Annotated in this window: 27 protein-coding genes; 10 read left to right on the forward strand and 17 right to left on the reverse strand. The window is 32.5% G+C overall.

The genetic code is table 11. The annotated features are described in order from the left end of the window. Nucleotides 1-34: 34 nt before the first annotated feature. On the reverse strand, nt 35-1,312 hold the full coding sequence (locus HYN86_RS20530) for an MFS transporter (protein WP_113679742.1): 1,278 nt from the start codon (nt 1,310-1,312) through the stop codon (nt 35-37). A 271-nt stretch (nt 1,313-1,583) separates the two neighbouring features. Here HYN86_RS20530 and bshC point away from each other — a divergent pair, with 271 nt between their 5' ends. The 3 genes from bshC (at nt 1,584) to HYN86_RS20545 (ending at nt 5,107) form a co-directional block, all read left to right on the forward strand. After that, a complete protein-coding gene (gene bshC, locus HYN86_RS20535; RefSeq protein ID WP_113679743.1) occupies nt 1,584-3,173 on the forward strand; it encodes a bacillithiol biosynthesis cysteine-adding enzyme BshC in 1,590 nt (529 codons plus the stop codon). A gap of 122 nt (nt 3,174-3,295) precedes the next feature. Next, nucleotides 3,296-4,567 carry an acyltransferase family protein gene (locus HYN86_RS20540; protein WP_113679744.1) on the forward strand — a complete coding sequence of 424 codons (1,272 nt, stop codon included), beginning with the start codon at nt 3,296-3,298 and terminating at the stop codon, nt 4,565-4,567. A gap of 120 nt (nt 4,568-4,687) precedes the next feature. Continuing rightward, on the forward strand, nt 4,688-5,107 hold the full coding sequence (locus HYN86_RS20545) for a nucleoside-diphosphate kinase (protein WP_113679745.1): 420 nt from the start codon (nt 4,688-4,690) through the stop codon (nt 5,105-5,107). Nucleotides 5,108-5,193: 86 nt separating this feature from the next. On the opposite strand, the gene HYN86_RS20550 is transcribed toward HYN86_RS20545, so the two are convergent. From HYN86_RS20550 to HYN86_RS20560, 3 genes are read right to left on the reverse strand one after another with little or no spacing between them, the layout of a single operon-like run. Beyond that, on the reverse strand, nt 5,194-5,667 hold the full coding sequence (locus HYN86_RS20550) for a hypothetical protein (protein WP_162789413.1): 474 nt from the start codon (nt 5,665-5,667) through the stop codon (nt 5,194-5,196). A gap of 27 nt (nt 5,668-5,694) precedes the next feature. Beyond that, the gene (locus tag HYN86_RS20555) at nt 5,695-5,991 is read right to left on the reverse strand and encodes a DUF721 domain-containing protein (RefSeq protein WP_113679747.1); all 297 of its coding nucleotides are present in this window, start codon (nt 5,989-5,991) and stop codon (nt 5,695-5,697) included. Continuing rightward, entirely contained in the window at nt 5,972-6,412 is a 441-nt protein-coding gene (locus HYN86_RS20560) for a lipocalin-like domain-containing protein (RefSeq protein WP_113679748.1), read from the reverse strand. The genes HYN86_RS20555 and HYN86_RS20560 overlap by 20 nt, the downstream gene beginning before the upstream one ends. Nucleotides 6,413-6,741: 329 nt before the next feature. Here HYN86_RS20560 and HYN86_RS20565 point away from each other — a divergent pair, with 329 nt between their 5' ends. After that, nucleotides 6,742-7,230: a hypothetical protein gene (locus HYN86_RS20565; protein ID WP_113679749.1), complete on the forward strand. Its 489-nt coding sequence runs from the start codon at nt 6,742-6,744 to the stop codon at nt 7,228-7,230. Nucleotides 7,231-7,541: 311 nt separating this feature from the next. Here HYN86_RS20565 and ftsY read toward each other — a convergent pair whose 3' ends face one another. The 11 genes from ftsY to HYN86_RS20625 all read right to left on the reverse strand — a co-directional run bounded on the left by ftsY (nt 7,542) and on the right by HYN86_RS20625 (nt 16,743). Then, nucleotides 7,542-8,495 (reverse strand): signal recognition particle-docking protein FtsY, encoded by a 954-nt coding sequence (gene ftsY, locus HYN86_RS20575; RefSeq protein WP_113679751.1) that lies wholly within the window; start codon nt 8,493-8,495, stop codon nt 7,542-7,544. A gap of 219 nt (nt 8,496-8,714) precedes the next feature. Further along, nucleotides 8,715-8,867 (reverse strand): DUF4295 domain-containing protein, encoded by a 153-nt coding sequence (locus tag HYN86_RS20580; protein ID WP_008468081.1) that lies wholly within the window; start codon nt 8,865-8,867, stop codon nt 8,715-8,717. Between the two features lie 75 nt (nt 8,868-8,942). Continuing rightward, the gene (gene rpmG, locus HYN86_RS20585) at nt 8,943-9,125 is read right to left on the reverse strand and encodes a 50S ribosomal protein L33 (protein ID WP_008253902.1); all 183 of its coding nucleotides are present in this window, start codon (nt 9,123-9,125) and stop codon (nt 8,943-8,945) included. Nucleotides 9,126-9,152: 27 nt separating this feature from the next. Then, complete coding sequence (gene rpmB / locus HYN86_RS20590) at nt 9,153-9,389, reverse strand: 50S ribosomal protein L28 (protein ID WP_008468080.1); 237 nt, start codon at nt 9,387-9,389, stop codon at nt 9,153-9,155. Between the two features lie 71 nt (nt 9,390-9,460). Then, nucleotides 9,461-10,714: a CinA family nicotinamide mononucleotide deamidase-related protein gene (locus HYN86_RS20595; RefSeq protein ID WP_113679752.1), complete on the reverse strand. Its 1,254-nt coding sequence runs from the start codon at nt 10,712-10,714 to the stop codon at nt 9,461-9,463. A 176-nt stretch (nt 10,715-10,890) separates the two neighbouring features. Next, a complete protein-coding gene (locus HYN86_RS20600; protein ID WP_113679753.1) occupies nt 10,891-11,235 on the reverse strand; it encodes an Hpt domain-containing protein in 345 nt (114 codons plus the stop codon). Continuing rightward, on the reverse strand, nt 11,235-11,846 hold the full coding sequence (locus HYN86_RS20605) for a fumarylacetoacetate hydrolase family protein (protein ID WP_113679754.1): 612 nt from the start codon (nt 11,844-11,846) through the stop codon (nt 11,235-11,237). Before HYN86_RS20605 ends, HYN86_RS20600 begins: the two co-directional genes overlap by 1 nt. A gap of 95 nt (nt 11,847-11,941) precedes the next feature. Further along, entirely contained in the window at nt 11,942-12,712 is a 771-nt protein-coding gene (locus tag HYN86_RS20610) for a 3'-5' exonuclease (RefSeq protein ID WP_057116877.1), read from the reverse strand. Between the two features lie 218 nt (nt 12,713-12,930). Continuing rightward, nucleotides 12,931-14,280: a dihydrolipoamide acetyltransferase family protein gene (locus HYN86_RS20615; protein ID WP_113679755.1), complete on the reverse strand. Its 1,350-nt coding sequence runs from the start codon at nt 14,278-14,280 to the stop codon at nt 12,931-12,933. An 83-nt stretch (nt 14,281-14,363) separates the two neighbouring features. After that, complete coding sequence (locus HYN86_RS20620) at nt 14,364-15,527, reverse strand: glycosyltransferase family 2 protein (protein ID WP_113679756.1); 1,164 nt, start codon at nt 15,525-15,527, stop codon at nt 14,364-14,366. 31 nt (nt 15,528-15,558) lie between these two features. Beyond that, complete coding sequence (locus tag HYN86_RS20625) at nt 15,559-16,743, reverse strand: BamA/TamA family outer membrane protein (RefSeq protein WP_230406400.1); 1,185 nt, start codon at nt 16,741-16,743, stop codon at nt 15,559-15,561. 142 nt (nt 16,744-16,885) lie between these two features. Here HYN86_RS20625 and HYN86_RS20630 point away from each other — a divergent pair, with 142 nt between their 5' ends. Continuing rightward, nucleotides 16,886-17,440 (forward strand): hypothetical protein, encoded by a 555-nt coding sequence (locus HYN86_RS20630; RefSeq protein ID WP_230406401.1) that lies wholly within the window; start codon nt 16,886-16,888, stop codon nt 17,438-17,440. A 124-nt stretch (nt 17,441-17,564) separates the two neighbouring features. Here HYN86_RS20630 and HYN86_RS20635 read toward each other — a convergent pair whose 3' ends face one another. Beyond that, entirely contained in the window at nt 17,565-18,755 is a 1,191-nt protein-coding gene (locus HYN86_RS20635) for a DUF5009 domain-containing protein (protein WP_113679758.1), read from the reverse strand. A 110-nt stretch (nt 18,756-18,865) separates the two neighbouring features. Here HYN86_RS20635 and HYN86_RS20640 point away from each other — a divergent pair, with 110 nt between their 5' ends. Next, entirely contained in the window at nt 18,866-19,603 is a 738-nt protein-coding gene (locus HYN86_RS20640; RefSeq protein WP_113679759.1) for a tyrosine-protein phosphatase, read from the forward strand. Between the two features lie 9 nt (nt 19,604-19,612). Here HYN86_RS20640 and HYN86_RS20645 read toward each other — a convergent pair whose 3' ends face one another. Next, a complete protein-coding gene (locus HYN86_RS20645) occupies nt 19,613-21,031 on the reverse strand; it encodes an undecaprenyl-phosphate glucose phosphotransferase (RefSeq protein ID WP_113679760.1) in 1,419 nt (472 codons plus the stop codon). A gap of 138 nt (nt 21,032-21,169) precedes the next feature. On the opposite strand from HYN86_RS20645, the gene HYN86_RS20650 reads away from it, so the two are divergent. From HYN86_RS20650 to HYN86_RS20665, 4 genes are all read left to right on the forward strand, one after another. After that, nucleotides 21,170-22,135, forward strand: a complete 966-nt coding sequence (locus HYN86_RS20650) for a T9SS C-terminal target domain-containing protein (protein WP_113679761.1) — start codon at nt 21,170-21,172, stop codon at nt 22,133-22,135. Nucleotides 22,136-22,227: 92 nt separating this feature from the next. Beyond that, nucleotides 22,228-24,090 (forward strand): ABC-F family ATP-binding cassette domain-containing protein, encoded by a 1,863-nt coding sequence (locus HYN86_RS20655; RefSeq protein WP_113679762.1) that lies wholly within the window; start codon nt 22,228-22,230, stop codon nt 24,088-24,090. 103 nt (nt 24,091-24,193) lie between these two features. Then, nucleotides 24,194-24,667: an FKBP-type peptidyl-prolyl cis-trans isomerase gene (locus HYN86_RS20660; RefSeq protein ID WP_113680021.1), complete on the forward strand. Its 474-nt coding sequence runs from the start codon at nt 24,194-24,196 to the stop codon at nt 24,665-24,667. A gap of 21 nt (nt 24,668-24,688) precedes the next feature. After that, on the forward strand, nt 24,689-25,468 hold the full coding sequence (locus HYN86_RS20665) for an O-methyltransferase (RefSeq protein WP_113679763.1): 780 nt from the start codon (nt 24,689-24,691) through the stop codon (nt 25,466-25,468). Nucleotides 25,469-25,471: the final 3 nt, after the last annotated feature.

The raw sequence follows: 25,471 nt of genomic DNA on the forward strand, positions 1-25,471 counted from the left end.
GTTGCGGACTTTGCTTAAATTTTCAAGGTATAAATTAAAACTTATGTTCGTCTTTGCTAATCACCAAAAATGAAATTAAAGATATAAATGCCGCAGCTGTTAAATATAACCCAACATAACTAACACTGTAAGTAGAAGCCAGCCAAATGGCTATCATTGGCGCGAAAGCAGCTCCAAGAATTCCAGCCATGTTAAACGTTAACGAAGCACCAGAATAACGGACATTCGTTGGAAATAACTCGGATAGAAAAGTTCCCAGCGGACCGTAAGTGAATCCCATTAATGCCATTCCGATGCAGGCAAAAGCGGTGACTAAAACAATATTTCCCGAACTTAAAAAGTAAGAAAAGAAAAATCCGAAAACAGCAATTGCTGCTGTAGCTATAATAAGCATTTTACGACGTCCAATTTTATCAGCCACTACAGCAGAAACCGGAATAAAAATCGCAAAAAACAATACCGAAAATAATTGTATTAATAAACCATCTCTCTTTACAATTCCCAAGTCCGAAGTTGCCCAGCTTAATGTAAAAACGGTCATTAAATAAAAAACCAAGAAAGTTGTAATCGCGGCAAATGTTCCAAAAATCAGCTGGTTTTTATATGATTTTACTAATTCTAAAAATGGGACCTTGACTTCTTCTTGTTCTTTTTTAGAATTTTCAAAAGAAGGAGTTTCCGTAATTTTTGTTCGAATATAAAATCCTACTATTACCAGAAGCGAACTGGCAATAAACGGAATTCTCCATCCATAATCCATAAAATCCTCATTGCTCATAGAATCTGTTAATAGTAGAAAAGTTCCACCAGAAAGTAACAAACCTATTGGAGCGCCCAATTGTGGAAACATTCCGTACCAAGCACGTTTATTTGGCGGTGCATTTTCGATCGCCAATAAAACGGCTCCACCCCACTCGCCTCCTAAACCAACACCTTGTCCAAATCGACATAACATTAACAATAAAGGCGCAGCAACTCCAATGCTCGCATAACTTGGCAAAAATCCAATTGTAACTGTAGAAATTCCCATCGTTAATAAGGCTGCAACCAAAGTAAATTTACGACCGATTTTATCTCCATAATGTCCAAAAAAAGCAGAACCTAGAGGACGTGATAAAAAAGCAATTGAAAAAGTAGCTAAAGATTCTAATGTAGCCATTGTTGAATCTGAACTAGGAAAAAATAGCTGAGGGAAAACCAACACAGCGGCGTTGGCATAAATATAAAAATCAAAAAATTCGATTGTCGTGCCAATAAGGCTTCCAAAAAGAACATGTTTTAGGGAGTTCTTTTGATTTGGGTTCGTTTTCATGTAAAATAGATATAACTTTTTTTTGACTACAAAAATATAGTTTCATTACTAATAATTCATTTTTAATAGAATTAGTTTTAGAACACTTATGTTTTTTTAACAAATTTCATGTATTTTACATTTTAAAAAGAAGCATTTAATCTGTTTTTAAAAACTTGATTACTGGAACTTTAAAAGAAAAATCAAAAATCAAATCTTAAGCAATCGTTAAAAGAGTTTTTAACTGTATATTTTCATTAAATTTACAGCTGTCAAAAATAAATTTAAAATTATGCCTACCGACTGTATCAGCTTTCAATCTTCTGGATATTTTTCTAAATTGATGCAAGATTATTTAGATCAAAAAACAGAATTAAAACCGCTGTACAACAACTTCCCTACGTTCGAAAATTTCGAAAAACAGATTGCAGAAAAAGCATCTAATTTTGATAACAATAATAGAACTGCATTGGTTGAAACTTTAAAAAAACAATATGAAAATATTGATGTTTCAGAATCAACTCAACACAACATTACTCTTTTAGCGTTAGAAAATACATTTACAATTACAACTGGGCATCAATTAAATTTATTTACCGGTCCACTGTATTTCTTATATAAAATTATTTCTACCATTAATTTAACTAAAGAATTAAAATCAAAATATCCTTCGTATAATTTTGTGCCTGTTTATTGGATGGCGACTGAAGATCATGATTTTGAAGAAATTAATTATTTTAATTTTAAAGGAAAAAAAATCCGCTGGAATGCAGAAAGCACTGGTCCTGTTGGTAGATTATCGCCAAAAGGTTTAGAAGATTTATTTGAGGTTTATTCTAAAGAATTAGGTTCAAGTTCAAATGCAAATACTTTAAAAAAACTATTTGAAGAAGCCTACTTAAAACATGAAAATCTAGCTGATGCTACACGTTTTCTAGCCAATAGTCTTTTCTCAAATTATGGACTAGTTATTATAGATGCTGACAATGCCGATTTAAAACGCGCTTTTGTTCCGTATATAAAAAATGAGTTAGAAAATCAAACGTCATTTAAGGAAGTTCAAAAATCTATTGAAAATCTTTCAGACTATACTGTTCAGGTAAATCCGCGAGAAATTAATTTATTTTATATAGAAGATAAATTACGAGAAAGAATAATTTTCGAGGATGATAAATATTGGGTTAACAACACCAAAATTTCATTCTCTAAAGATGAAATTCTAAAATTAGTTGACAGTAATCCTGAAAAATTTAGTCCAAATGTAATTATGCGTCCGTTGTATCAGGAAATTATTGTGCCAAATTTATGTTACATTGGCGGAGGCGGTGAAATTGCTTATTGGCTGGAACTAAAAGCATTCTTTGATGCCGTAAATATTACTTTCCCAATTTTATTGGTTCGAAACTCTGTACTTTTAGCTACCGAAAAACAAGCTAAAAAAGCTGATAATTTAAATTTAAGCTGGAAAGATTTATTCAGTAAATCTGAAACCTTAACTAATACAATTACACACAAATTATCTCCTTTTCCAATTGATTTAACGGAACAAAAAGAAGCACTTGAAAAACAATTCAATTATCTTTTTGAGTTGGCCGAAAAAACAGACAAATCTTTTTCTGGAGCTGTAAAAGCACAAGAAGTAAAGCAGAAAAAAGGGTTAGAAAATCTGGAAAAACGTTTATTAAAAGCTCAAAAGCGAAAGCTTCAGGATCAATTACAGCGTGTAACCGATTTACAATGTGAATTGTTTCCTAATTACAGTCTTCAAGAACGTCAAGCCAACTTCTCTGAATTTTATCTCGAAAACGGAGATCAGTTAATTCCACTATTAATTCAGAAATTAAAACCGCTGGAAAACAATTTTAACATCATAATCACCTAAAATAATTATCTTTAAAAAATTAAAGTAATTATTTCGGAACAAATAACCAGCTCATTTCCGAGATTATTGCTTCTCTCAAACCAAATAGAATTATTTTTATAACCTATTAACTAACTAACCAAATGGTAAGAGAACGCCTAATTTCGCTTGATGTCTTTCGCGGACTGACTATTCTATTAATGACTATTGTAAACAATCCCGGTGACTGGGGAAATGTTTATCCGCCGCTTTTACACGCACATTGGAACGGCTGTACGCCAACCGATCTTGTATTTCCATTTTTTGTATTTATAATGGGAGTTGCAGTTCCTCTTGCAATGCCGGACAAAATTTACGACGATACTACATTTAGTAAAATCCTTGTTCGTTCTTTAAGAATGTTATGTCTTGGAATATTTTTTAACTTCTTTGGAAAAATTCAGTTATTTGGACTTGAAGGCATTCCATTACTTATTGCAAGATTAGCCATTACGATTGCAATTGGATACGCACTAATGGGGAATTTCAGCACTAAAATAAAAAACATACTAGCTTTTGGCATATTATTTATATATCTGATCTTAGCATACGGTGGTTTCGAAAATTACGAAGGCGTGAGACTTCCTGGTGTTTTGCAACGTATTGCAGTAGTTTATTTTGTTGTTTCACTTTTATATTTAAAAACATCTAAGAAAACACAAATTATTACTGGAGCGTTTTTGCTTCTAGGATATTGGGCAGCGATGACTTTTATTCCTGTTCCCGGAATTGGAGAAGCTAATTTGGAACGAGGAACCAATTTAGCAGCGTGGGTTGACAGTATTCTTTTAAAAGGACATATGTACCATGAGACTAATACTTGGGATCCGGAAGGAATTTTGAGCACTATGCCGTCAATTGTAAACGGAATTATTGGTTTACTAATCGGCCAGCTATTACTCCAAAATATATTAAAACCCGAAAAGGCAAAAAAAATGGCAATTGCCGGAATTGCTTTAATTATTGGAGGATTAATCTGGAATTTTGTTTTTCCAATTAACAAATCACTTTGGAGCAGCAGTTATGTTTTGTATACAACAGGTTTAGCTTCAACTTGTCTTGCCCTATTGTATTACATTATTGATATTGCCGAATATAAAAAAGGCTTTAAATTATTTGTAATTTGGGGTGTAAATCCAATGATTGTATTTTTTGCTTCACAGATTATTCCGCAGGCATTAACTATGATTCGATTTCAAAATCCTCATAATCCTGAAGAGCAGACCAATCTTTTAGATTATTTATACCGCTTCGGAATTGCACCTTTTTTCAGCAACCCAATGACAGCATCTCTTGCAGGCGCTTTGACATATGTAGCAATCTGGACATTTATTTTATGGATATTCTACAGAAACAAATTAATATTTAAAGTTTAATTTTTTACCATATAATCTTTTCTTGATCAAAACATTATTCTAAAGAGTTTTAATTATGATTTTATTAAAATCAATTGATAAAAAAAGTATACTTTTGCACAAAATTTAATAAAATATAAAATGGCAACAAATAGAACTTTTACAATGATTAAACCAGATGCTGTTGCAAACGGACACATCGGGAATATCTTAGCAATGATTACTAATGGTGGTTTCAAAATCGTTTCATTAAAATTAACTCAATTACCTGTAGCTGATGCAAAAGCATTTTATGCAGTTCACGCAGAAAGACCTTTCTACGGAGAATTAGTTGAATTCATGTCTCGCGGACCAATTGTTGCTGCTATTTTAGAAAAAGATAACGCAGTAGAAGATTTCAGAACTTTAATTGGAGCTACAAACCCAGCTGAAGCTGCTGAAGGAACTATTCGTAAAGCATACGCTACTTCTATCGGAGAAAATGCAGTTCACGGATCTGACAGTGACGAAAACGCTGCTATCGAAAGCGCATTCCACTTTGCTGGAAGAGAGCAGTTCTAAGAATTGGTTTTCAATCGTAATTACAGTTTTCTGTATTACAATTCATAAAAAAATCCTGTTTGTAAAAACAAACAGGATTTTTTTATTTATCTAAACAACTCCGCATTTTCTTTTATAAAAGAAGATTCTCTTTCTCCGAGATCGATCAGTTTCTCTTTAAAAACTAACTTTAACTGATTAAAATTAATGTGATAAAAACTAGAAATACTACCTACTCTTTTTCCATTTTTAAGAATAAAAATAGATTCCGAAACATTTCCCTTACTCGATTCAAATAAAGTTATAAAACCATCTAATGAATCAAAATCATAATCGATAGATTTTCCTAATCCAAAATAACGTTTTATAATTATAACATTATCACTAATTTCAACCTCACATGCTCTAGTCCTAAAAACTGTCATCCAAAAAAAGACAATAAAAGCCAAGAATAAAACTGGTAAAATCAAGCCAGCTACTGGAGATGCAGCCGATAGATAAACGACCAAAAAAGGCAAAACACTTATATAGACAACCAATAAAACTGGAAAAATTTTAAATTTAGATTTTATATTCATCACAATAAAGTCGGTATTAACTACAAAATATTATCTCAAAACCACATCCCTTACAACCTCACGGCCTAGCTCTTCATTAATCATTTTAACGATTTTAGATTTTCCGTGGCTTAATTCTTCACGCAAAACGGCAGACCCCAGTTCTACATAAAGCGTACTTCCTTTTAGCACAACATTTTTTGTGTATGTATTTACACCGCTGCCCATAAGCTGTTTCCAAGCATCACGAACATCAATTTGATCCATTCCAGGCTGTAATTTATTTACTTGAATAATCTGCTGCAAAACAGCACTAATTGTAGATTCGTTATTTATTCTTTTCGCCATCGTTCAATAGATTAATTGGTCCCGCTTTTTTATAATGATATTCTATTTTTTGTGGATTTTTAACCACTAACTGCTTATCAGAAAGCGAAATAATTTCTTCACTCCATTTTGCATAATCCGTTTTGTAATCTAAAAAAACTTGTTCACCAGTAAAACGAACTGATACGTTCTCAAAGGTATCTGTAGTTAAAAATGTCCCGTCAAATTGCGGCATCACTTTCGTTCGAACTCCTTTATTATTTTTGATTTGAAAAAAATCAAACGTCTCATTCATTTTATAATCCTTCTCTTCGCCTTTGTCAAAAACTACTTTTTCAATTTCCCAATAACCATTTAATTTAGCAATATCTTCTGGTTTCACTTCTTGTTTGCAGCTTACAAACAAAATCGACAAAACCAAAATCATCAAAGTGTTCTTCATAATTATTATAATATTTAGGAGCTGATACCTGCTGTCCGCTGTATCTTTTACTTTTTAAAGAAAAAAGTAAAAGGATGCCGCTTCCATCAGGGCTAGGGCTTCAGTTTTCAAAAGAAATTTAGCGAACTACAAAGGTAAACTTATAATCATCAAAAGAAATACTTTAACTCTTAATTATTTTACCCATTTAAAGAACTCCTTTCAACAAATCAACTGCTTATATAAATTACCCTATTTTAACAAAATAAAAACTTTTAAAGGTAAAAAATATTGAAATTTTTAATGAATTTCAAATACAAATTACCTTTGAAAATCTCTACAAAAAAAAGATGAAAAATATATTGATATTACTTTTTAGTTCAATACTAATATTCTCAAAATGTGAAAAGCCAGAAAAAGCTAAGAAACAAATTGCAGAACCAACATCTTCAATTATAAAAGATACTGATTCAACAAAAACCGATTCTTTAAAAAGCAAAAAAGAAGTTTCACCCATAAAAATCACAGCAGCTACATTATTAAAAAACGATTATTCCCATCACAAAGACCTGAAATTAACTTTTAAAAACTCAGGAAAGAAAAACATTAAAGCCATCAAATTTGAATGGTTCTGTAAAAACGCATTTGACAAACCAGCAAGTGGCAGATATTTTTATGCTGACGGAAGATTTACAGAAAATGTAACATCCACAATAAAACCTGGCCAAAGCAGAACAGAATTCTGGGAAGACTTTTCTACAGATGCGGATAAAATAACTAAAATTAGAGCCTATTATATTGTCTTTGCTGACGGCACAAAATGGGGATCTGATCAGTAAATTTCAACATTAAAAAAATCTAATTCTTGTATTAATAAAAATGAGCTTTCAAATAAAACGAGTTATCAATTCATTTTATTTAAAAGCTCAATATTTTTATAGAAATAAATATATCTAAATATAAACTAGCGATTAGTTTTTATCCTTTTCAAAACACCTAGAAAGAATAATATTATACCAGACACGAGTAAAACATAATAAAGTGAAAGATTATTATCCTTCAATAAATTTGCAAAAACAAAACATATCACACTTGCGAAATAAAAAGCAATCGCTGGTATATTTTTTAAAGAATCAAAACTCATTGTAAATTATTTAAAGAAACTATCAACAAATTCATACTTATTAAAGACTTGTAAATCTTCAATTCCTTCACCGACACCAATATATTTTACTGGAATTTGAAACTGATCTGAAATTCCAATTACAACGCCGCCTTTTGCAGTTCCGTCCAATTTAGTTACAGCCAATGAAGTAACCTCCGTCGCTGCTGTAAATTGTTTGGCCTGCTCAAAAGCATTTTGACCTGTTGAACCATCTAAAACTAAAAGTACATCGTGAGGAGCATCGGCAACAACTTTCTGCATAACACGTTTTACTTTCGTCAATTCGTTCATTAAATTGATTTTATTATGAAGACGCCCTGCGGTATCAATAATTACAACATCAGCATTTTGAGCTACTGCAGATTGTAAAGTATCAAAAGCTACAGAAGCTGGATCGCTTCCCATATTTTGTCTTACAATAGGCACATCAACTCTATCCGCCCAAACTTGTAATTGATCAATTGCTGCAGCACGAAAAGTATCTGCCGCACCCAAAACAACTTTGTGACCTGCTTTTTTAAATTGATAAGCCAGCTTTCCAATTGTTGTAGTTTTACCAACCCCGTTTACTCCAACAACCATTAAAACGTAAGGTTTTTTATCTTTCGGAATTTCAAATTCAGTTGCTTCACCTGTATTAGTTTCAGATAATAAAGCTCCTATTTCTTCTCTAAGAATTTGATTCAATTCATCCGTTCCTAAATATTTATCTTCAGCAACACGTTTTTCAATTCTTGAAATTACTTTTAAAGTTGTATTTACTCCGACATCTGAAGCAACAAGAATTTCTTCTAGATTATCTAAAACATCATCATCAACTTTAGATTTTCCAGCAATGGCTTTGCTTAACTTAGAGAAAAAAGTAGTTTTTGTTTTTTCAAGACCTTTGTCTAAAGTCTCTTTTTTTTCGGTAGAGAATAATTTTTTAAAAAAACTCATTTTTTGTAGATTTTTAGATTTATTAGATCTCTTGATTTTTTAGATCAGAAATCCAAATCTTTAAAGAAAGCGCAATTGTTTTTCAATTAACCTTAATTTAAACAGAAATTCATATTAAAAAAAGTCAATTACTGCGTTTCTTTAAATTTATAGACAAATATAGGTAATAAAAAAGCTACTTCCGAAAGAAAGTAGCTTTTCTATATAATGTAAATGTAATTATTTCTTTTTCAAGAATTCATCAACTTCTTCAGGAGCCATAATAGATTCTACGAATGTATATGCACCAGTTTTAGGAGATTTTACCATTTTGATGGCTTTTGATAATCTCTTAGAAGATGTTTGTAACGATGCTACGGTTTTCTTTGCCATGATTCAAATGTTATTTGAAGCTTTTATAAAACTCTCATGGCAAAACCATTCGAGATTTACAAAAATCTCTAATTATTACTTAATTTCTTTATGAACAGTTACTCTTTTTAAGATTGGATTAAATTTCTTAATCTCTAATCTGTCTGGAGTATTTTTTTTGTTCTTAGTTGTAATGTATCTAGAAGTTCCTGGAACACCAGAAGTCTTGTGCTCAGTACATTCTAAAATTACCTGGATTCTATTACCTTTCTTTGCCATCTTGCTATATATTTATTTAGGAAAAGATTATTTGATAAATCCTTCTGACTGTGCTTTTTTCAAAACAGCAGTGATTCCATTTTTATTAATTGTTTTTATCGTAGATGCTGCTACTCTAAGAGTAATCCATCTATCTTCTTCTGGAAGATAAAAACGCTTTTTAACTAAGTTTACAGAAAACTTTCTCTTAGTTTTGTTCATAGCGTGAGAAACGTTATTTCCTACCATCGCTCTTTTACCTGTAAGGTCACAAACTCTTGACATTATACTTATCTTTTATCGTTATTCAAAATCAGGGTGCAAAGAAAAGAAAAATAAACCATTGTAGCAAAAAATTATTGCACAAATTTTAAAATTTCTTTCTGCAATATTTCTAAACTCTTAACTGTTGCCCTATCTATCACTTTTTCACGCGGTTGTCCAAAGTTAAATTCTTCTACAATTACTTCGCTCGGCGTTGCCAAAGCAATAAAAACAGTACCAATTTCTGCATCTGAATCACCTTTTGAAGGTCCTGCGTTACCAGTCGTAGCAATACCGTAGTCGGTTTTTAGTAAGTTTTTCACACTCAAAGCCATAGCAGATGCAACTTCTGCACTTACCACAGAATGTTTCTTTATTATTTCTTCTGAAACTCCTAAAACATTTATTTTGGCTTCAGTTGCATAAGAGACAACACTTCCCTTAAAATAGCTCGAAGCGCCTGGAACAGCAGACAAAAGCGAAGCCACTCTTCCGCCGGTAAAACTTTCTGCTGTCGAAACTGTTTTATTTTGTTTGGTTAAAATTTTACCAACCACAGATTCTATTGTTTCATTCTCTTCATATCCCACAATAATATCATGGATAATCAAATCTAAAGAACGTACATTTTCCTCTATCGCAGCTTCTAACAGCTCTTTATCTATTCCTCTTGCGGTCAATCTTAGGCGTACGCGCCCTGGATTCGGCAGATAAGCGAGTTTTATAAATTCTGGCAGATTATTTTCCCAATGTTCGATACGTTCTGCAACTAAACTCTCGCCTTGACCATAAGTTAAAATCGTTTTATGAATAATATACGGACGTTTATATTCGCGAACTATTTTAGGAATTATTTCTTCCTCAACTAAATATTTCATTTCATAAGGAACACCTGGAAGCGAAATAAAAACGGTATTTTCTTTCTTCATCCACATTCCCGGTGCAGTTCCCACTTTATTATGCAATACTGTGCAAGTCGACGGAACCAAAGCCTGATCTTTATTAAGCTGCGAAATTGGTCTTTTATAAAAACCTTCAATTAATTGCGTTACATGCGCTAAAACATCTGGATTTACAACTAATTCGTCGTTAAAATAGTCACAGAAAGTTTTTTTAGTAACATCATCTTTTGTCGGTCCTAATCCGCCGGTTACAATTACAACATCAACTTTATTTTGCAGTAGGGCAAAAGTGTCCAAAATATGCTTTTTATCATCGCTTATCGAAAGCATTTCTACGACCTCAACTCCAATTCTGTCGAGAGATTTTGCAATAAAAGCCGAATTTGTATCTACGATTTGACCAATTAAGATTTCATCTCCAATTGTTATGATTGCTGCTTTCATATCTACGTAAGGAATATTACCTGTCACTACCAACAGGTTTATTATAAGAAGAAGTTATTTGTGATGATCGTTTAGAATTCATCATATCGAACCCAAACCACCAAGATTGAATCTTTTAGATTTAGATAAGAAAACCCAATTCTTAAAAAAAACAAGAATTGGGTTGGTATTATATTTTACAAATCAAAGTCTTTTTTGATTTCTTTGATTGCTTCTTTAACTTGTATTCTAATACTTTTAAAAGTTTCAATTATATCTTTTTTCTTGCCTTCTGCTTTTGTCCAAGCTTCAACTTGCAAAATCTCTTCAAAAGCCACATTTAATCCCATTAAATCTAAAGTAGGCTTTATTTTGTGCGCGTACGAATAGGCATATTTATGATCTTTTTTCTTTATCCCCTCTTTAATTTGTTTTAAATCTTCGGGAACTTCTGTAACAAATAAATTTAAAATTTCGTTTACAAATTCAGGATCGTTGTCTGAAAGCGCATACACTTTCGAAAGGTTGTATTTTAAAGCCATTATTTTACTTGTATTCTGAATAATTTTTTATCTTCTAAAAAGCCTTCTAAAACATCATTTGGTTTTACAGCCGCAACACCTTCTGGCGTTCCTGTAAAAATAATATCTCCGATTTTCAATGTAAAAAACTGAGACACATAAGAAACCAGTTCATCTATTTTCCAAAGCATCATGTTTGAATTTCCTTTTTGAACTGTTTCTGCATTTTTCTTTAATTCAAAATTAAGATTTTCCATAGAAACAAAATTAGTTTTTGGCAAAAAATCACCAATAACTGCCGAACCGTCAAACGCTTTGGCTTTTTCCCAAGGAAGTCCCTTTTCTTTTAATTTACTCTGCAGATCTCGTGCTGTAAAATCGATTCCAACACTAATTTCATCATAATATTTATGAGCAAATTTAGGCTCAATATATTTTCCAACTTTATTAATCTTTACGATTATTTCAAGTTCGTGATGAACATCTTCAGAAAACTCTGGAATTACAAACGGGTGCTGTTTCAACAAAACCGCCGAATCGGGCTTCATAAAAACCACTGGCTCTGATGGACGCTCGTTTTTTAATTCCTCTATATGATTGGCATAATTCCTGCCGACACAGATAATTTTCATTTCTTTTTAAGTTGTAAGATTCTAAGACGCTAAGATTCTAAGAAAAACTACGCAAAAAAAACTTAGCGCCTTAGAACTTTAGTAACTCAGCAGCTTTATTTAGTGTTTAGTTTTCTTAATTTAATTGCCGTTAATACTTTTTTGGTATATAAAGGAAAATCAGCGTTTTGTATCCAGCTGAAATATCCTGGTTCAGCTTCTAAAACTTTTTCAACTTTGGCTCCTTTATGTTTTCCGAAAGTAAAAATCTCTTCATCGTCTTTGTCAAAGGCGATCATGCCGGCAAAATCGGCTATTTTTTTACGGGTTGTAAATTCAGACAACGATCTCATATCGTTTTCCAATTCTGGATAACGATCTAACTGCGCTTTTAAAATTTCATAAGTCGCCATTGTATCTGCTTCTGCCGAGTGGGCATTTTCCAAGCTTTTTCCACAATAAAACTTCAAAGCAGCACTCAAAGTACGCTCTTCCATTTTATGAAAAATAGTCTGAACATCTACAGAAACTTTATTTTTCATATCGAAATCGACTCCTGCACGAAGTAATTCTTCTGCTAGAAGCGGAATATCAAAACGATCTGAGTTAAAACCACCCAAATCACTATCTTTTATCATATTATGGACCTGCGGAGCAAGCTCTGCAAAGGTTGGTTCGTTGGCTACTTTTTCATCTGTAATACCATGAACTGCAGTAGTTTGTGGAGGAATTGGAATTGTTGGATTAACCAACCAGGTTTTACTTTCTTTATTTCCGTTAGGAAAAACTTTAAATATTGAAATTTCTACGATTCTATCTTTACCGATATCAATTCCCGTTGTTTCGAGATCAAAAAAGCAAATTGGTTTGTTTAGTTTGAGTTCCATTTCTAATTTTTATAAGTTTACAAATGTAATTTTTAAAGCCGAATTTCCTCGTCTATTCTCATTTTTTTTGTCGAAAAAAGCTGTCAATTTGCAATTTTAACTTTTCAAAAATAGGTCATCATAAAGTTCATGCTTTGATTTCTAACCTTTTCTTACAAAAGAAAAATCCGATAAGCTTTTATACTTATCGGATTTGAATCTATACTTATAATATATTTTTAGAAATCTCTATCAACATCAAAAGCTTCTAAATATTCTGCTACTCTTTTTACAAAACTTCCTCCTAATGCCCCGTCTACAACTCTATGATCGTAAGAGTGCGACAAGAACATTTTTTGACGAATTCCAATAAAATCTCCTTCTGGAGTTTCTATTACAGCTGGAACTTTACGAATCGCTCCAAGCGCCAGAATTCCAACTTGAGGCTGATTGATAATCGGCGTTCCAAAAACACTTCCAAATGTTCCCACATTTGTAACTGTGTAAGTTCCGCCTTGTGTATCGTCTGGTTTTAGTTTTCCAGCTTTCGCACGGTTTCCTAAATCGTTAACCGCTTTTGCCATTCCAACAAGATTTAATTGATCTGCGTTTTTAATTACAGGAACAATTAAATTTCCGTTTGGCAATGCTGCTGCCATCCCTAAATTAATGTTTTTCTTTTTAATGATATAATCGCCGTCTACAGAAATATTCATTCCTGGAAAATCTTTCAATGCTTTTGCAACAGCTTCCATCATAATTGGAGTAAAAGTAAGTTTTTCACCTTCTCTCTTTTCGAAAGCAGTTTTTACTTTTTCTCTCCATTTTACAATGTTTGTTACATCCACTTCAATAAACGATTGTACGTGAGCAGAAGTTTGAACCGAAGCTGTCATGTATCCTGAAATCAGTTTACGCATTCTGTCCATTTCTACAATTTCGTCGCCTCCATTTACAGAAACTGGAACTGCCTGCTGGCTTTTTTGAACAACTGGTTCTGGCGTTTGAACTGCTTTTGGAGCTTCAACAACAGGTTTAGAAGTTTCAACTGCTTGCGGTGTAGTTGCAACACCAGATTTACGATCTTCTATATATTTTAAAATATCTTCTTTTGTAACTCGGCCGTCTTTTCCAGATCCCGCCATGTTTTCCAACTCATTTAGAGAGATATTTTCTTCTTTAGCGATATTTTTCACTAGTGGAGAAAAGAATTTTTCTGATCCTGAAAAATCTTCTGCAGTGGTTACAGTTTCTTTTACTGCTTCAATTGTTTTTTCAATTTCAGCCGCCGCTACAGGAACAGCAGTTTCTTCAACCGAACTTGTTTCTGGAGCTGGTGTCGCACCGGCTTCAGTTTCAATAATAGCAATAGTCTGCCCTACTTGTACCAAATCATCTTTACCAAACAACTGCTCAACTAAAATTCCTGATACTTCGCTAGGTACTTCACTGTCAACCTTATCTGTTGCAATTTCAAGTACTGCTTCATCAGCTTCAATTTTGTCTCCAACTTCTTTCAACCAATTTGTAATAGTTGCTTCAGCGACACTTTCTCCCATTTTTGGAAGTTTTAATTCAAATCTTGCCATATTGTTATTCTAAAGGATGATTTTGATTTTCTGATTGCGAAATTACTGAAAAAATTAAACATAAATTATACTTTGCATAATTTTTACTCAATTTTTCTGATTTCCCCTCTCCCATTTCTTGAATTACTTCCAATAATAAAAGCTGTTCTTTTAGGGAAAATCTTAAAAGTAATGTTCTTATCTTTAAGAGTTTCTATTAGATTGATACATTTTTTGAATGAAACATATTGATTATCCAAAATGATCTCTGTCTTTTTACCCTTTAAAATCAGGCACGAATTTACCATTTTTTCTTTTTTCAAATCCAAAAAACTAACTTTATTTTCTAAAATCGAAGCTAGTTTTTCAGATAAATTCGCATTTTCAGAGCACAAAATATAGGATTCTGGTAATGGATTTTCCTTTACCTTTCCCTGAAACATTTTTACGAAAGAGAAAAACCAAATTCCTATTTGGATAAAAAAACTAAAAAACCATGATTTCTTAAAATGTTTCTCATAAAAGAAATTCATAGCTTCTTGAAAACGTTTCATGTATTTTTCGTCTTTTATTGTGCTTTCTCCTTTATAATGCAAAACTGTCGTTTCATGAAAATAAAAGTTGCTTTTCCCTTTCTGAAGCGCCCGATATGACAAATCGATATCATCGGCATACATAAAACAGTTTTCATCAAAACCATTTAAATCTTGATATAATTTACTTTCTAAAAACATAAAAGCGCCAACTAAAATATCGACTTTTCCTGTTTGATTTTCACTTAAATCCTGTGCGTAATATTGATTAAAAAGTTTTGTTTTGGGAAAGATTTTATACAACCCGAAAATTTTAGTAAATGCAACCCAAGGCGTAGGAATACCCCGTTTACTTTCTGGCAGAAAATTTCCTGTTCCGTCTATTAATTTACAGCCGACAATGCCGAGATTGGGCTGTCTTTCGGCGAAAGCCAGAATCTTCGTAAAGGTATCTTCAGCCACAACTGTATCGGGATTTAATATACAGATGTATTTTCCTTTCGCTTGACGAAAACCAATATTATTTCCCTTCGGAAAACCAAAATTTTCTTTGTTTTGAATCAAAGTAACTTCTGGAAATTTTTCCTGCGTCATCAAAACACTTTCGTCTGACGAATTATTATCGACAACAATAATTTCCGCATCAATTCCAACAGTCGCTTCCTGAACACTTAAAACGCATTGTTCCAGAAAGTAACGGACATTATAATTGAGAATAATAATCGATAACTGCATGAATATTTAATCTGTAAATTTGGGGCGAAAGTTAGAAATTTTCTGATAACCCCAAACGCAATGACCAATCGTTTTTACTAATTCCGTAATCCAGCGCGAGATTGCTGCCGTTTCGTTTGTTCCATTTGATACGAATTCCTGTTCCCACAGCTGGATTCCATTTTTTAAAATCGTAAGTATCCAACTTAGAAACCGAAGAAATATTGGTAAAAAATACGGCACCAAAAAATCCATTTCGGCTAATATCCGTTCGATATTCGGTTTCAAAATAAATCAAGGCATTACTTCTATATCTGTTTTTGGTAAAACCGCGCCCTGTTTTTCCTTCGCGGTCCCAGCCAATACTTGGAAGATCTAAATAATGTGGTTTTCCGCCAAACGTTGACCAATAAAAAGCTCTTGATGCCCAGACTCTGTGTTTGGTTTTACTAAATGAATGATATTTTCGAGCATCAATATATAAGGACTGCCATTTATCGCCTTCCACTCCGCTGGTGTTAATCCGCAAATCGGCTTCTATATATAAACCTTGTTCTGGATTTATAATATTTTTTCGAGAGTCGTATAAACTTTGAACGGCAAAACCAAAAGAACTTTCATCAGAATAATTGCCATTCATATATTTAAAATAATCTGTTTCTTCATCTATATAAGATTCTTCAGAAATATTCTGATAATTATCAAAAAGAAAACCAACTCCCAAACGATAATTTCCGATAATTTTTCTGGTTATGAACTGATAAAAACGCCACTGCTGATAATCGAGAGTTGACATTTCTTTTTTTGAATCATGTTCACCCAAGCCATAAGTAAGCTGCGGATAAATCATGTACCGATAATCTCCAATAAAATTCCACTTATCTTCGCTCGTATAAATATAAGTCTGAATTGGAAAAACATATTGCTTGCTAAAACTGAAATAGGGAGAAAATGTAACCTGAGACATTTTGGTTTTTTGATGATCTTCGCCTAAATAAAATGTAGTTAAAAAAGAAACCACTAAACCTGTACTGGAATTTACATCTACAGGGACTGGGAGCAAAGAGAATGCTACTTTTTTCTGATTGTCTTTTTTGACTGTATCATTTTTATCAAAAATTCTATGAATAACATCTAGAATGTCTCTATTCCCCATATTTATATTGTCGTTTTGCGCATTACAAAACGAAGCGATTAAGAAAAAAGAGAGTGCTGATACAATTCCTAAACTATTCACTTACAATATTTTAAAAACCACTTCTTACAAATTTAAAACTTTATTAAGAATTATAACCAAAAATTTAAATGAATAAAAAAGAATTTTAAATGAATGAAAAAAAGTTACATTTGAATATGTAAACATTTGACTTTAAATCTCTATGCGTTATTTATTCGCCTACTTTTTAATTTTTTCCCTTTTTTGTTTTTCTCAAAATGACGAACAAAAACAAAACCTTGTAAAGTCGAATAAATGGTTTATAGCTGGTCCTGTTAAAGAAAATGAAGAAACTATTAATTCTATTCGCATAGAAAAAGGAATTATTTCTGTCACTGCGAAAGATAACCCAAAAGGAGAAATAGAACTGAATGTAATGATTACAGCGTCTGAGACGAATGACGGAATTCCGACCAATGTTTCCAGCGAATCAAAATATGTTGAAATTACATATCAATCGACTCAGCTTATAAAATTACAAGCCAGAGAAGGAAATACTGAAGGAACAGGCTGTGTGCACGGAGGTTCGCATCCGAGAGTTAGTCTTCCTGCCTCTCCAAACCACTTTAGAACTATAAAAATTCCGTGGTCAAATTTCAAACAAGATGAACTTCCAGATGGAAAAGTTTTAGATATTCACAATTTATGCAAATTCAACTTCGTAAATTACAATCCAGTTTCTGGAGATATATTACGGATAAAATCGGTCTTTTTTTAGTTTTCAGCCACAGTCGCAGTTTTCAGTTTTTAACACTGAATACTGAGACTGAATACTGAGACTGAATACTGAGACTGAATACTGAGACTGAATACTGAGACTGAATACTGAGACTGAACACTAACTAAAGATGCAGCTGAATTTTATATCTATTAAGAATTTTCATTATCAAAAGCATAATTGTAGAAAAGACTAAAGACCAAATAATCCCAGGCACTCCCTCTCTGAAATATTCTGGTATAATATGAATATCAAAGGCAAGTGTAAAATAATAAATAACTCCCGGCAAAATATAAATCAATAACGGATTTGCAGCGGCCGGCATGAAAAAATCACTCCATCTTGTCTGTTTTTTAACTTCCATTAACCAATACAAAAAGTAAAATAGAATTGTACAGATTCCAGCCGACAGCATTGTCCAAGAAGGAGTTCCTTGTATTTTTGAGATCCCGAAATAAGGTCGGAGAGCAAATCCAGCGGCAAAGAACAAAACTATAAAACCAATAACCGGCCAATTGATTTTGTTTTCGATTTTTCGGTCAAAAAACAATAACGAAATAATGATTCCTGCAGAGGCTAAAGCAGCATGTGTAAGATGACCTGCAATAAAGCTAAGCCATGAAATGTGTTGAACAAATGAATTTTCGGTAAGATTTAAAGAATTCATTACCACGCAAAAAACTAAAAATCCGATCATTGCACAAAAATTTCCCGACACCAGCCAATAATACACTACTGTAAAAAGATATGCCCAGCCAATAAGCCCTAAAATTCCCCACCATTTTGGAGTCATTCCTCTTTCTCCAGTGTCTTGAATGTATAAAAAGTAAAGCGCAATTAAAACTAAAATTCCTCCATATTGAAGCACATTTTTGAGCCAGAAAGGAAAATCTTTGGGATATTTATTCCAAATTGGAATTGGCATTGCATACGCTAAAAGCCCCCAAAAAGCTGGAGCAATTATCATTTTAGAAGCTTCATAACCATATTCGGCATTCACCATAAAAACACCAATAATTATAAGTGCCAAAGCTCGTTTGAAAGTATGCGTCCAAATTGTTTTTGGAGAGTCGTCTTTTAGTAATCTGGCATTAAAAGCAAATGGAATAGACATCCCAACGATAAATAAAAAAGCAGGAAAAACTAAGTCTACAAAAGTCATTGCATCTGCATCTGCGGGCATGTGTTTCATCCATTGAGGAACATTTTTAATACTTGCCAGCTCATTAACAAAAATCATAACAAAAATTGTAATTCCACGCAAAGCATCAATAGAAATAATTCTTTGATTGAACAAATTCGTTTTTATTTTCATAATTTTTTACTTTTTTACTAAAAATCAAATATAGTGTAATTCTAAAATGTCTTATTACAATTTCTATGTTAATTTTGTTACTTATAAATTGAATTACACAGCTTTACCCCATGCTTACATTCTTTAAGTCGAAACCTGCATTAAAAGACCTGCTTAACGGCAGTTTTGTTGACATTCATTCTCACCTTTTACCAGGAATTGATGATGGGGCTAAATCTCTCGCGAAATCTGTTGAGCTTACTAAATCTTTTCAAGAATTAGGAATTAGTCAAATTATTACGACACCGCATATCAGTCATTATGTTTGGGATAACTCTTCTGAAATCATACTATCAAAACTTCAGGAAACACAAAATGTATTAGAAGAAAATGAAATTAAAATCCCTTTTAAAGCTGCAGCTGAATATTTTATAGACAATTGGTTTGAAAATCATTTGAAAGAAGAAAAACTTTTGACTCTAAAAGACAACTATGTACTTGTGGAAATATCTTATTTAAGTGCTCCGTTAAATCTTTATAAAACTATTTTTGACATACGAGTTGCGGGCTACATTCCAGTTTTAGCACATCCTGAGCGATATGTTTTTTATCATAAAAATTTTAGTGAATACGAAAAGCTGAAAAACGCGGGTTGTGTTTTCCAATTAAATCTGCTTTCTACGGTAGAATATTATGGCTCTAAAGTTGCCAAAATAGCAGATGAACTACTAAAAAAAGGAATGTATGATTTTTGCGGAACTGATATACACCACAGAAAACATGTTGAAGCTTTTGACAAAAAAATAAAAATTAGCAGCATTGACCATTTAAAAGCAGTTATTACCAACAATCAATTTTTTAAATTTTAAAAAAGGCAATCAATAAGCGTTCTCTTCTCCTTTAAAAATATTAATTACCGTTTTTACAATAATTTTTATGTCGAGGAGAAAACTCCAATTTTCGATATACCAAATATCATACTCTACTCTATTTTCCATATCGCTTAAAACTTTGGTTTCGCCTCTAAAACCATTTACCTGCGCCCAGCCTGTAATTCCCGGTTTTGCATATTGGCGAACCAGATAATTATTTATTAAATCGCTATATTCTTTGGCAAGGTTAACCATGTGAGGCCGTGGTCCAACAACTGACATATCTCCTAAAAAGACATTAAAAAACTGCGGTAATTCGTCTATGCTTGTTTTACGAATAAAAGCTCCAAATTTCGTAATTCGGCTGTCGCCTTTTTCAGCTTGTTTATTGTGTGCCAAACCATTAACATACATGCTTCTAAATTTAAAACACATAAAAGATCTATTATCTCTCCCTGATCTTTCCTGCTTAAAAAAAACTGGTCCAGGTGACTCTAATTTTATGATAATCATTATTATAGGAAACAGCCACGGAAAAACAAGCAGAATTACCAGACTAGAAAAAAATACATCAAAAACCTTTTTTATAACCCGATTTGAGGCAAATTCAAGAGGTTCTGTTCGAAACATTAATACAGGAGTATTTTCATAAAAAGCAACTTCAACTTTACTGGCTTTGGTATACAGCTGAAAATCTGGAATAAATTTAATACGAATCATATTTTGTTCGCAGATTCTAATCAATTCATTAATTACTTCGATTTTATCAATATGGAGCGCAACATACATTTCATCGATTTTATGCTCAATTACAAATTTCGCAACATCATTAAACTGTCCCACAATTAAAGCTGGATCTACAACTTTTACTGCATCAAGATTGTCGAAAAAACCTAAGAAACGATATCCGTAGGTTAGGTCTTTTGCAAGCACTTTTCGAATTCCTTCTCCGGCTTCATTTGCACCAACTATGATAAACTTTTTAAAATTATACCCCTGCGCCCGAATGTATTTTAAAAGCTTCATTGACAGCAGTCTAGAAATCATTAAGAGTCCAAAAAAGATGAGATAGAAATATACCATTCGAAGTCTCGATATATCGCCGTATTTTAGATAAACAACACAGATAGAAACTATCGCTGCGTGAATTAACAGCTTCTTAATCGTTCTCCATAAAATAGATTCTATAGGCTCGACACGAACGCTTCTATTTGAGTCATTTTGAAGTAATAATGCTATCCAAATTAAAATTGCTAACAGAGAAATTGTTTTTTCTTCTCTAGACAATAATTTATCTAAACTCCCGAATCTTGCCAATGCAGAGAGAATAGTAGCCAGATTTAACAATATAATATCTACCACAACAAACAAAAGTTTGAAGTAACGCGAGATTCGGTAATGAGATAGTTCTTGTAAAATCTTCATAACTGGATTAATCTTATTCTTAAAGAATAAAATTTAAATTGCTGCAAAGTAACATTTTTAATTATATTGTTTTGTAGTTATTTTATTCTAATTATTTAAAAGTTTACTTTTAGCTTATGCAAAATTAATATTGCAATCATGATAAAAATTATTTTCTTCTTTCTTGCAATTACAGCACACGTCTATTCGCAAAATTCAGGATGTACAGATCCTCAAGCTTCAAATTATAATTTGAATGCGACATTAAACGACGGCAGCTGCAGTTATAAAAAATTAAAAATTAAACCCGAGTACTCAAAAATTCTAAGCGATTCTATAAAAGAAACTTCCGGATTAATTGCTTTCGAAAATCTACTTTGGACGCATAATGACGATCACGACAAAACGATTTACGGTTTAGATTCTTTAGGAATAATCAAGAGAAAAATTGTTTTAAATGAAGTTTCAAATCACGATTGGGAAGAAATTACCCAAGACAGGGCACATATTTATATAGGTGATTTTGGAAATAATTATTCTGGAAATAGAACTGATCTTAAAATTCTTAAAATCGAGAAAAAATCTTTTTTGGATGAAAATCCTAAAATAGAAACGATTTCATTTTCTTATGCTGACCAAACCGATTCTTCTGCTTCAAAACCCAATAAGACCAATTTTGACTGTGAGGCTTTTATCGTTGCAAAAGACAGTATTTATTTGTTTACCAAACAATGGAAATCTTCTAAAACTAATATTTATGCCATTCCTAATCAAGCTGGAACTCAGTTTGCAAAACTAAAATCAACACTCGATACAAAAGGTTTAATCACAGGCGCGACTTATCTGGAAAACAAAAACTTAATTGTTTTATGCGGTTATACCAAAGTCGGAAAACCATTTTTATACCTGCTTTATGATTTTAATCATCAGGATTTTTTGTCAGGAAATAAAAGAAGAATTGACTTAAAACTTCCTTTTCATCAAATTGAAGGAATTACAACCAAAGACGGAATTCATTATTTTTTGACTAATGAAGCTTTGGTTCGTAAACCTGTAATAAATGTGAAGCAGCAAATTCACTATATCGATTTGAGCAGTGCCCTAGATTTGTATCTTCATAAATAATTCGCAAATCGCAAGATAATAGTTTACTTTTGCAAAAAGTTATGTTTTCTAAAACATTCATAACTTATAATTTATAACTTATAATTTACAAAGTGAATTACTTATCTGTAGAAAATATATCAAAGTCATTTGGCGAAAGAGTCCTTTTTGACAACATTTCATTTGGAATCAACAAAGACCAAAAAATTGCTTTTATTGCTAAAAATGGCTCTGGCAAAACCACCATTATGAGCATTATTAATGGTTTGGACGAACCAGATACAGGACAAGTTGTACTGCGAAAAGGAATCAGAATGGCGTTTCTATCGCAAGACAATAATCTGCAGGATGAGTTAACGATCGAAGAAAGCATTTTTGCTTCAGATAATGAAACTCTAAAGATAATTGAAGCTTACGAAAAAGCGCTTGAAAACCCAAATGATGAAGAGGCGTATCAAAAAGCTTTTGACGGAATGGATCAGCATAATGCTTGGGATTTTGAAACGCAGTACAAGCAGATTTTATTCAAATTAAAACTAGAAGATTTTAAACTTAAAGTAAAAAATCTTTCAGGAGGACAAAAGAAACGCCTTTCATTGGCAATCATACTAATCAATCGTCCTGATTTATTGATTTTAGATGAGCCAACCAACCATTTAGATCTTGAAATGATCGAATGGCTGGAAAGTTATTTTGCCAAAGAAAATATTACGCTGTTTATGGTTACGCACGACCGTTTCTTTTTAGAACGTGTCTGCAACGAAATTATCGAACTTGACAACGGAAAATTATATCAATATAAAGGAAATTACTCTTATTATTTAGAGAAAAAAGAAGAAAGAATAACTTCTGAAAACTCAAGTATTGACAAAGCTAAAAACTTGTTTGTAAAAGAATTAGAATGGATGCGCCGCCAGCCAAAAGCGAGAACAACCAAATCTAAATCTCGTCAGGATGATTTTTATGTAATTAAAGAAAAAGCACAAAGCCGAAGAAAAGAAAACAAAGTTGAGCTTGAAATTAACATGGAAAGAATGGGAAGTAAGATTATCGAGCTTCATAAACTTTCTAAAAAATTCAAAGAAAAAGTTATTCTAGACAATTTTAGTTTCGATTTTCAGCGTGGCGAAAGAATCGGAATTATTGGTAAAAACGGAACAGGAAAATCTACTTTTTTAAATCTGCTGACAGGAACAATTCCGCCCGATAATGGCCGTGTTGTAAAAGGAGATACTATTAAAATTGGTTACTACACACAATCTGGAATCAATCCCAAACCGGGACAGCGTGTTATTGACATTATAAAAGAATACGGAGAGTATATTCCACTCGCAAAAGGAAAAATTATTTCAGCTTCACAATTGTTAGAGCGTTTTCTTTTTGATGCGAAAAAACAATACGATTATGTAGAGAAACTAAGCGGTGGAGAATTAAAACGTTTGTATTTATGTACAGTCTTAATTCAGAATCCGAACTTTTTAATTCTCGATGAGCCAACAAACGATTTGGATATTGTAACGTTGAATGTTCTTGAAAGTTTCCTTTTAGATTATCCTGGATGCTTACTAGTAGTTTCGCACGACCGTTATTTTATGGATAAAATTGTCGATCACTTATTTGTATTTAGAGGACAAGGTGAAATCGAAAATTTCCCAGGAAACTATTCGGATTTCAGGGCTTATGAAGACAGTGCAGATGTGGCTCAAAAAGAAGAAAACAAAGCTGAAAAGAAAGATTGGAAACAAAATAATCCAACAGGAAATCTAAGCTTTAATGAGCAGAAAGAATATCAAAAAATAGAAAGGGAAATCAAAGATTTAGAAATCGAAAAAACTAAAATCGAACAGTTATTCTCTGACGGAAAAGTTGCCGATGCTGATATTGAAAAGAAAGCAAATGAATTGCAAAATATCATCAGCAAAATAGACGCAAAAGAAGAGCGCTGGTTTGAGCTTTCTGCTAAAATTGAAGGATAATTTTTAGTTTTCAGTCGCAGTGGCAGTTTTCAGTTTAAAGTTTAAAGTTTTTAACCAAAAAGCCTATTTTATTATATTAGCATTTTTAAAATATAAATACCACATGAAAAAATTATTAGCCGCATTATTTAGTTTAACACTATTTGTTTCTTGTGTAAGTTCGGAAAAAGACACAGCTTCTGAACCAGAGAAGGATTACAGAGAACAAAATGAGCAGGAAATCAGAGATTATATTGCCAAAAACAATCTAACTGCACAACGCACAGAGTCTGGTTTGTATTACATTATAAATGAAGCAGGAACTGGTAAACAGCCAACAGCCTCATCAAATGTTACTGTAGCGTACACTGGCTCTTTTACAAGCGGAAAAACATTCGATCAAAGCAGTAGTGCCGGTATCTCTTTCCCTTTAAATCAAGTTATTAAAGGATGGACAGAAGGTATTCCGTTATTTAAAGAAGGCGGCAGCGGTACATTGCTAATTCCATCTCATTTGGGTTACGGAAGCCGCAGCAACTCTTCAATCCCAGGAGGTTCAGTACTTATATTTGATGTAAAATTGATCAAAGTAAATTAATTCCCAATTGCAAATTTCTAAATGCTTTTTCAAATAAAATCTTATCTAAAATTTCTTTGGAAATCTAAAAACGAACATGCGGTTCACTCCCCTTTTGTTTTTAATTTACTGACAAAATGTTTTTATGATAAGAAGCCAAAGCCAGAGTATTCTATTCTCAAAAATTATAGAAAATCGCTTTTAGAAAATAAAAATTTTATTGAGGTAACAGATTTTGGTGCGGGTTCGAAAGTCTTTAAATCAAACAAAAGACAAATTTCCAAAATTGCGCAGACAGCTGGAATTTCGCCAAAGCGAGCCGAATTATTGTTTCGCGTAACAAATTACTTTAAGCCAGAAAATATTCTGGAAATAGGAACTTCTTTGGGTTTGGCGACTTCTGCCCTGGCACTTGGAAACACAAAAGCAAAAGTTGTAACCATTGAAGGCTGTCCGCAGACTGGAGGCACTGCCAAAAATCAATTGGATAAATTTGAGTGTAAAAATGTTGAAACTATAATCTCAGAATTTGAATCTTTTTTAATTTCTGAAAACATTCAAGCCACAAATTACAATCTGATCTATTTTGACGGAAATCATTCTAAAAAAGCAACTTTAGCTTATTTCGAAGTTCTCCTTCAAACAATCGACAACGATTCTGTTTGGATTTTTGATGATATTCATTGGTCGCCAGAAATGGAAGAAGCTTGGGAGATTATAAAAAATCATCCTAAAGTAAAAGTAACCATCGACACCTTTCAGTGGGGATTTGTATTTTTTAGATACGAACAACCAAAAGAACATTTTATAATTCGAACATAAAAA

It is taken from the genome of Flavobacterium fluviale (assembly GCF_003312915.1).
GTDB lineage: Bacteria > Bacteroidota > Bacteroidia > Flavobacteriales > Flavobacteriaceae > Flavobacterium > Flavobacterium fluviale.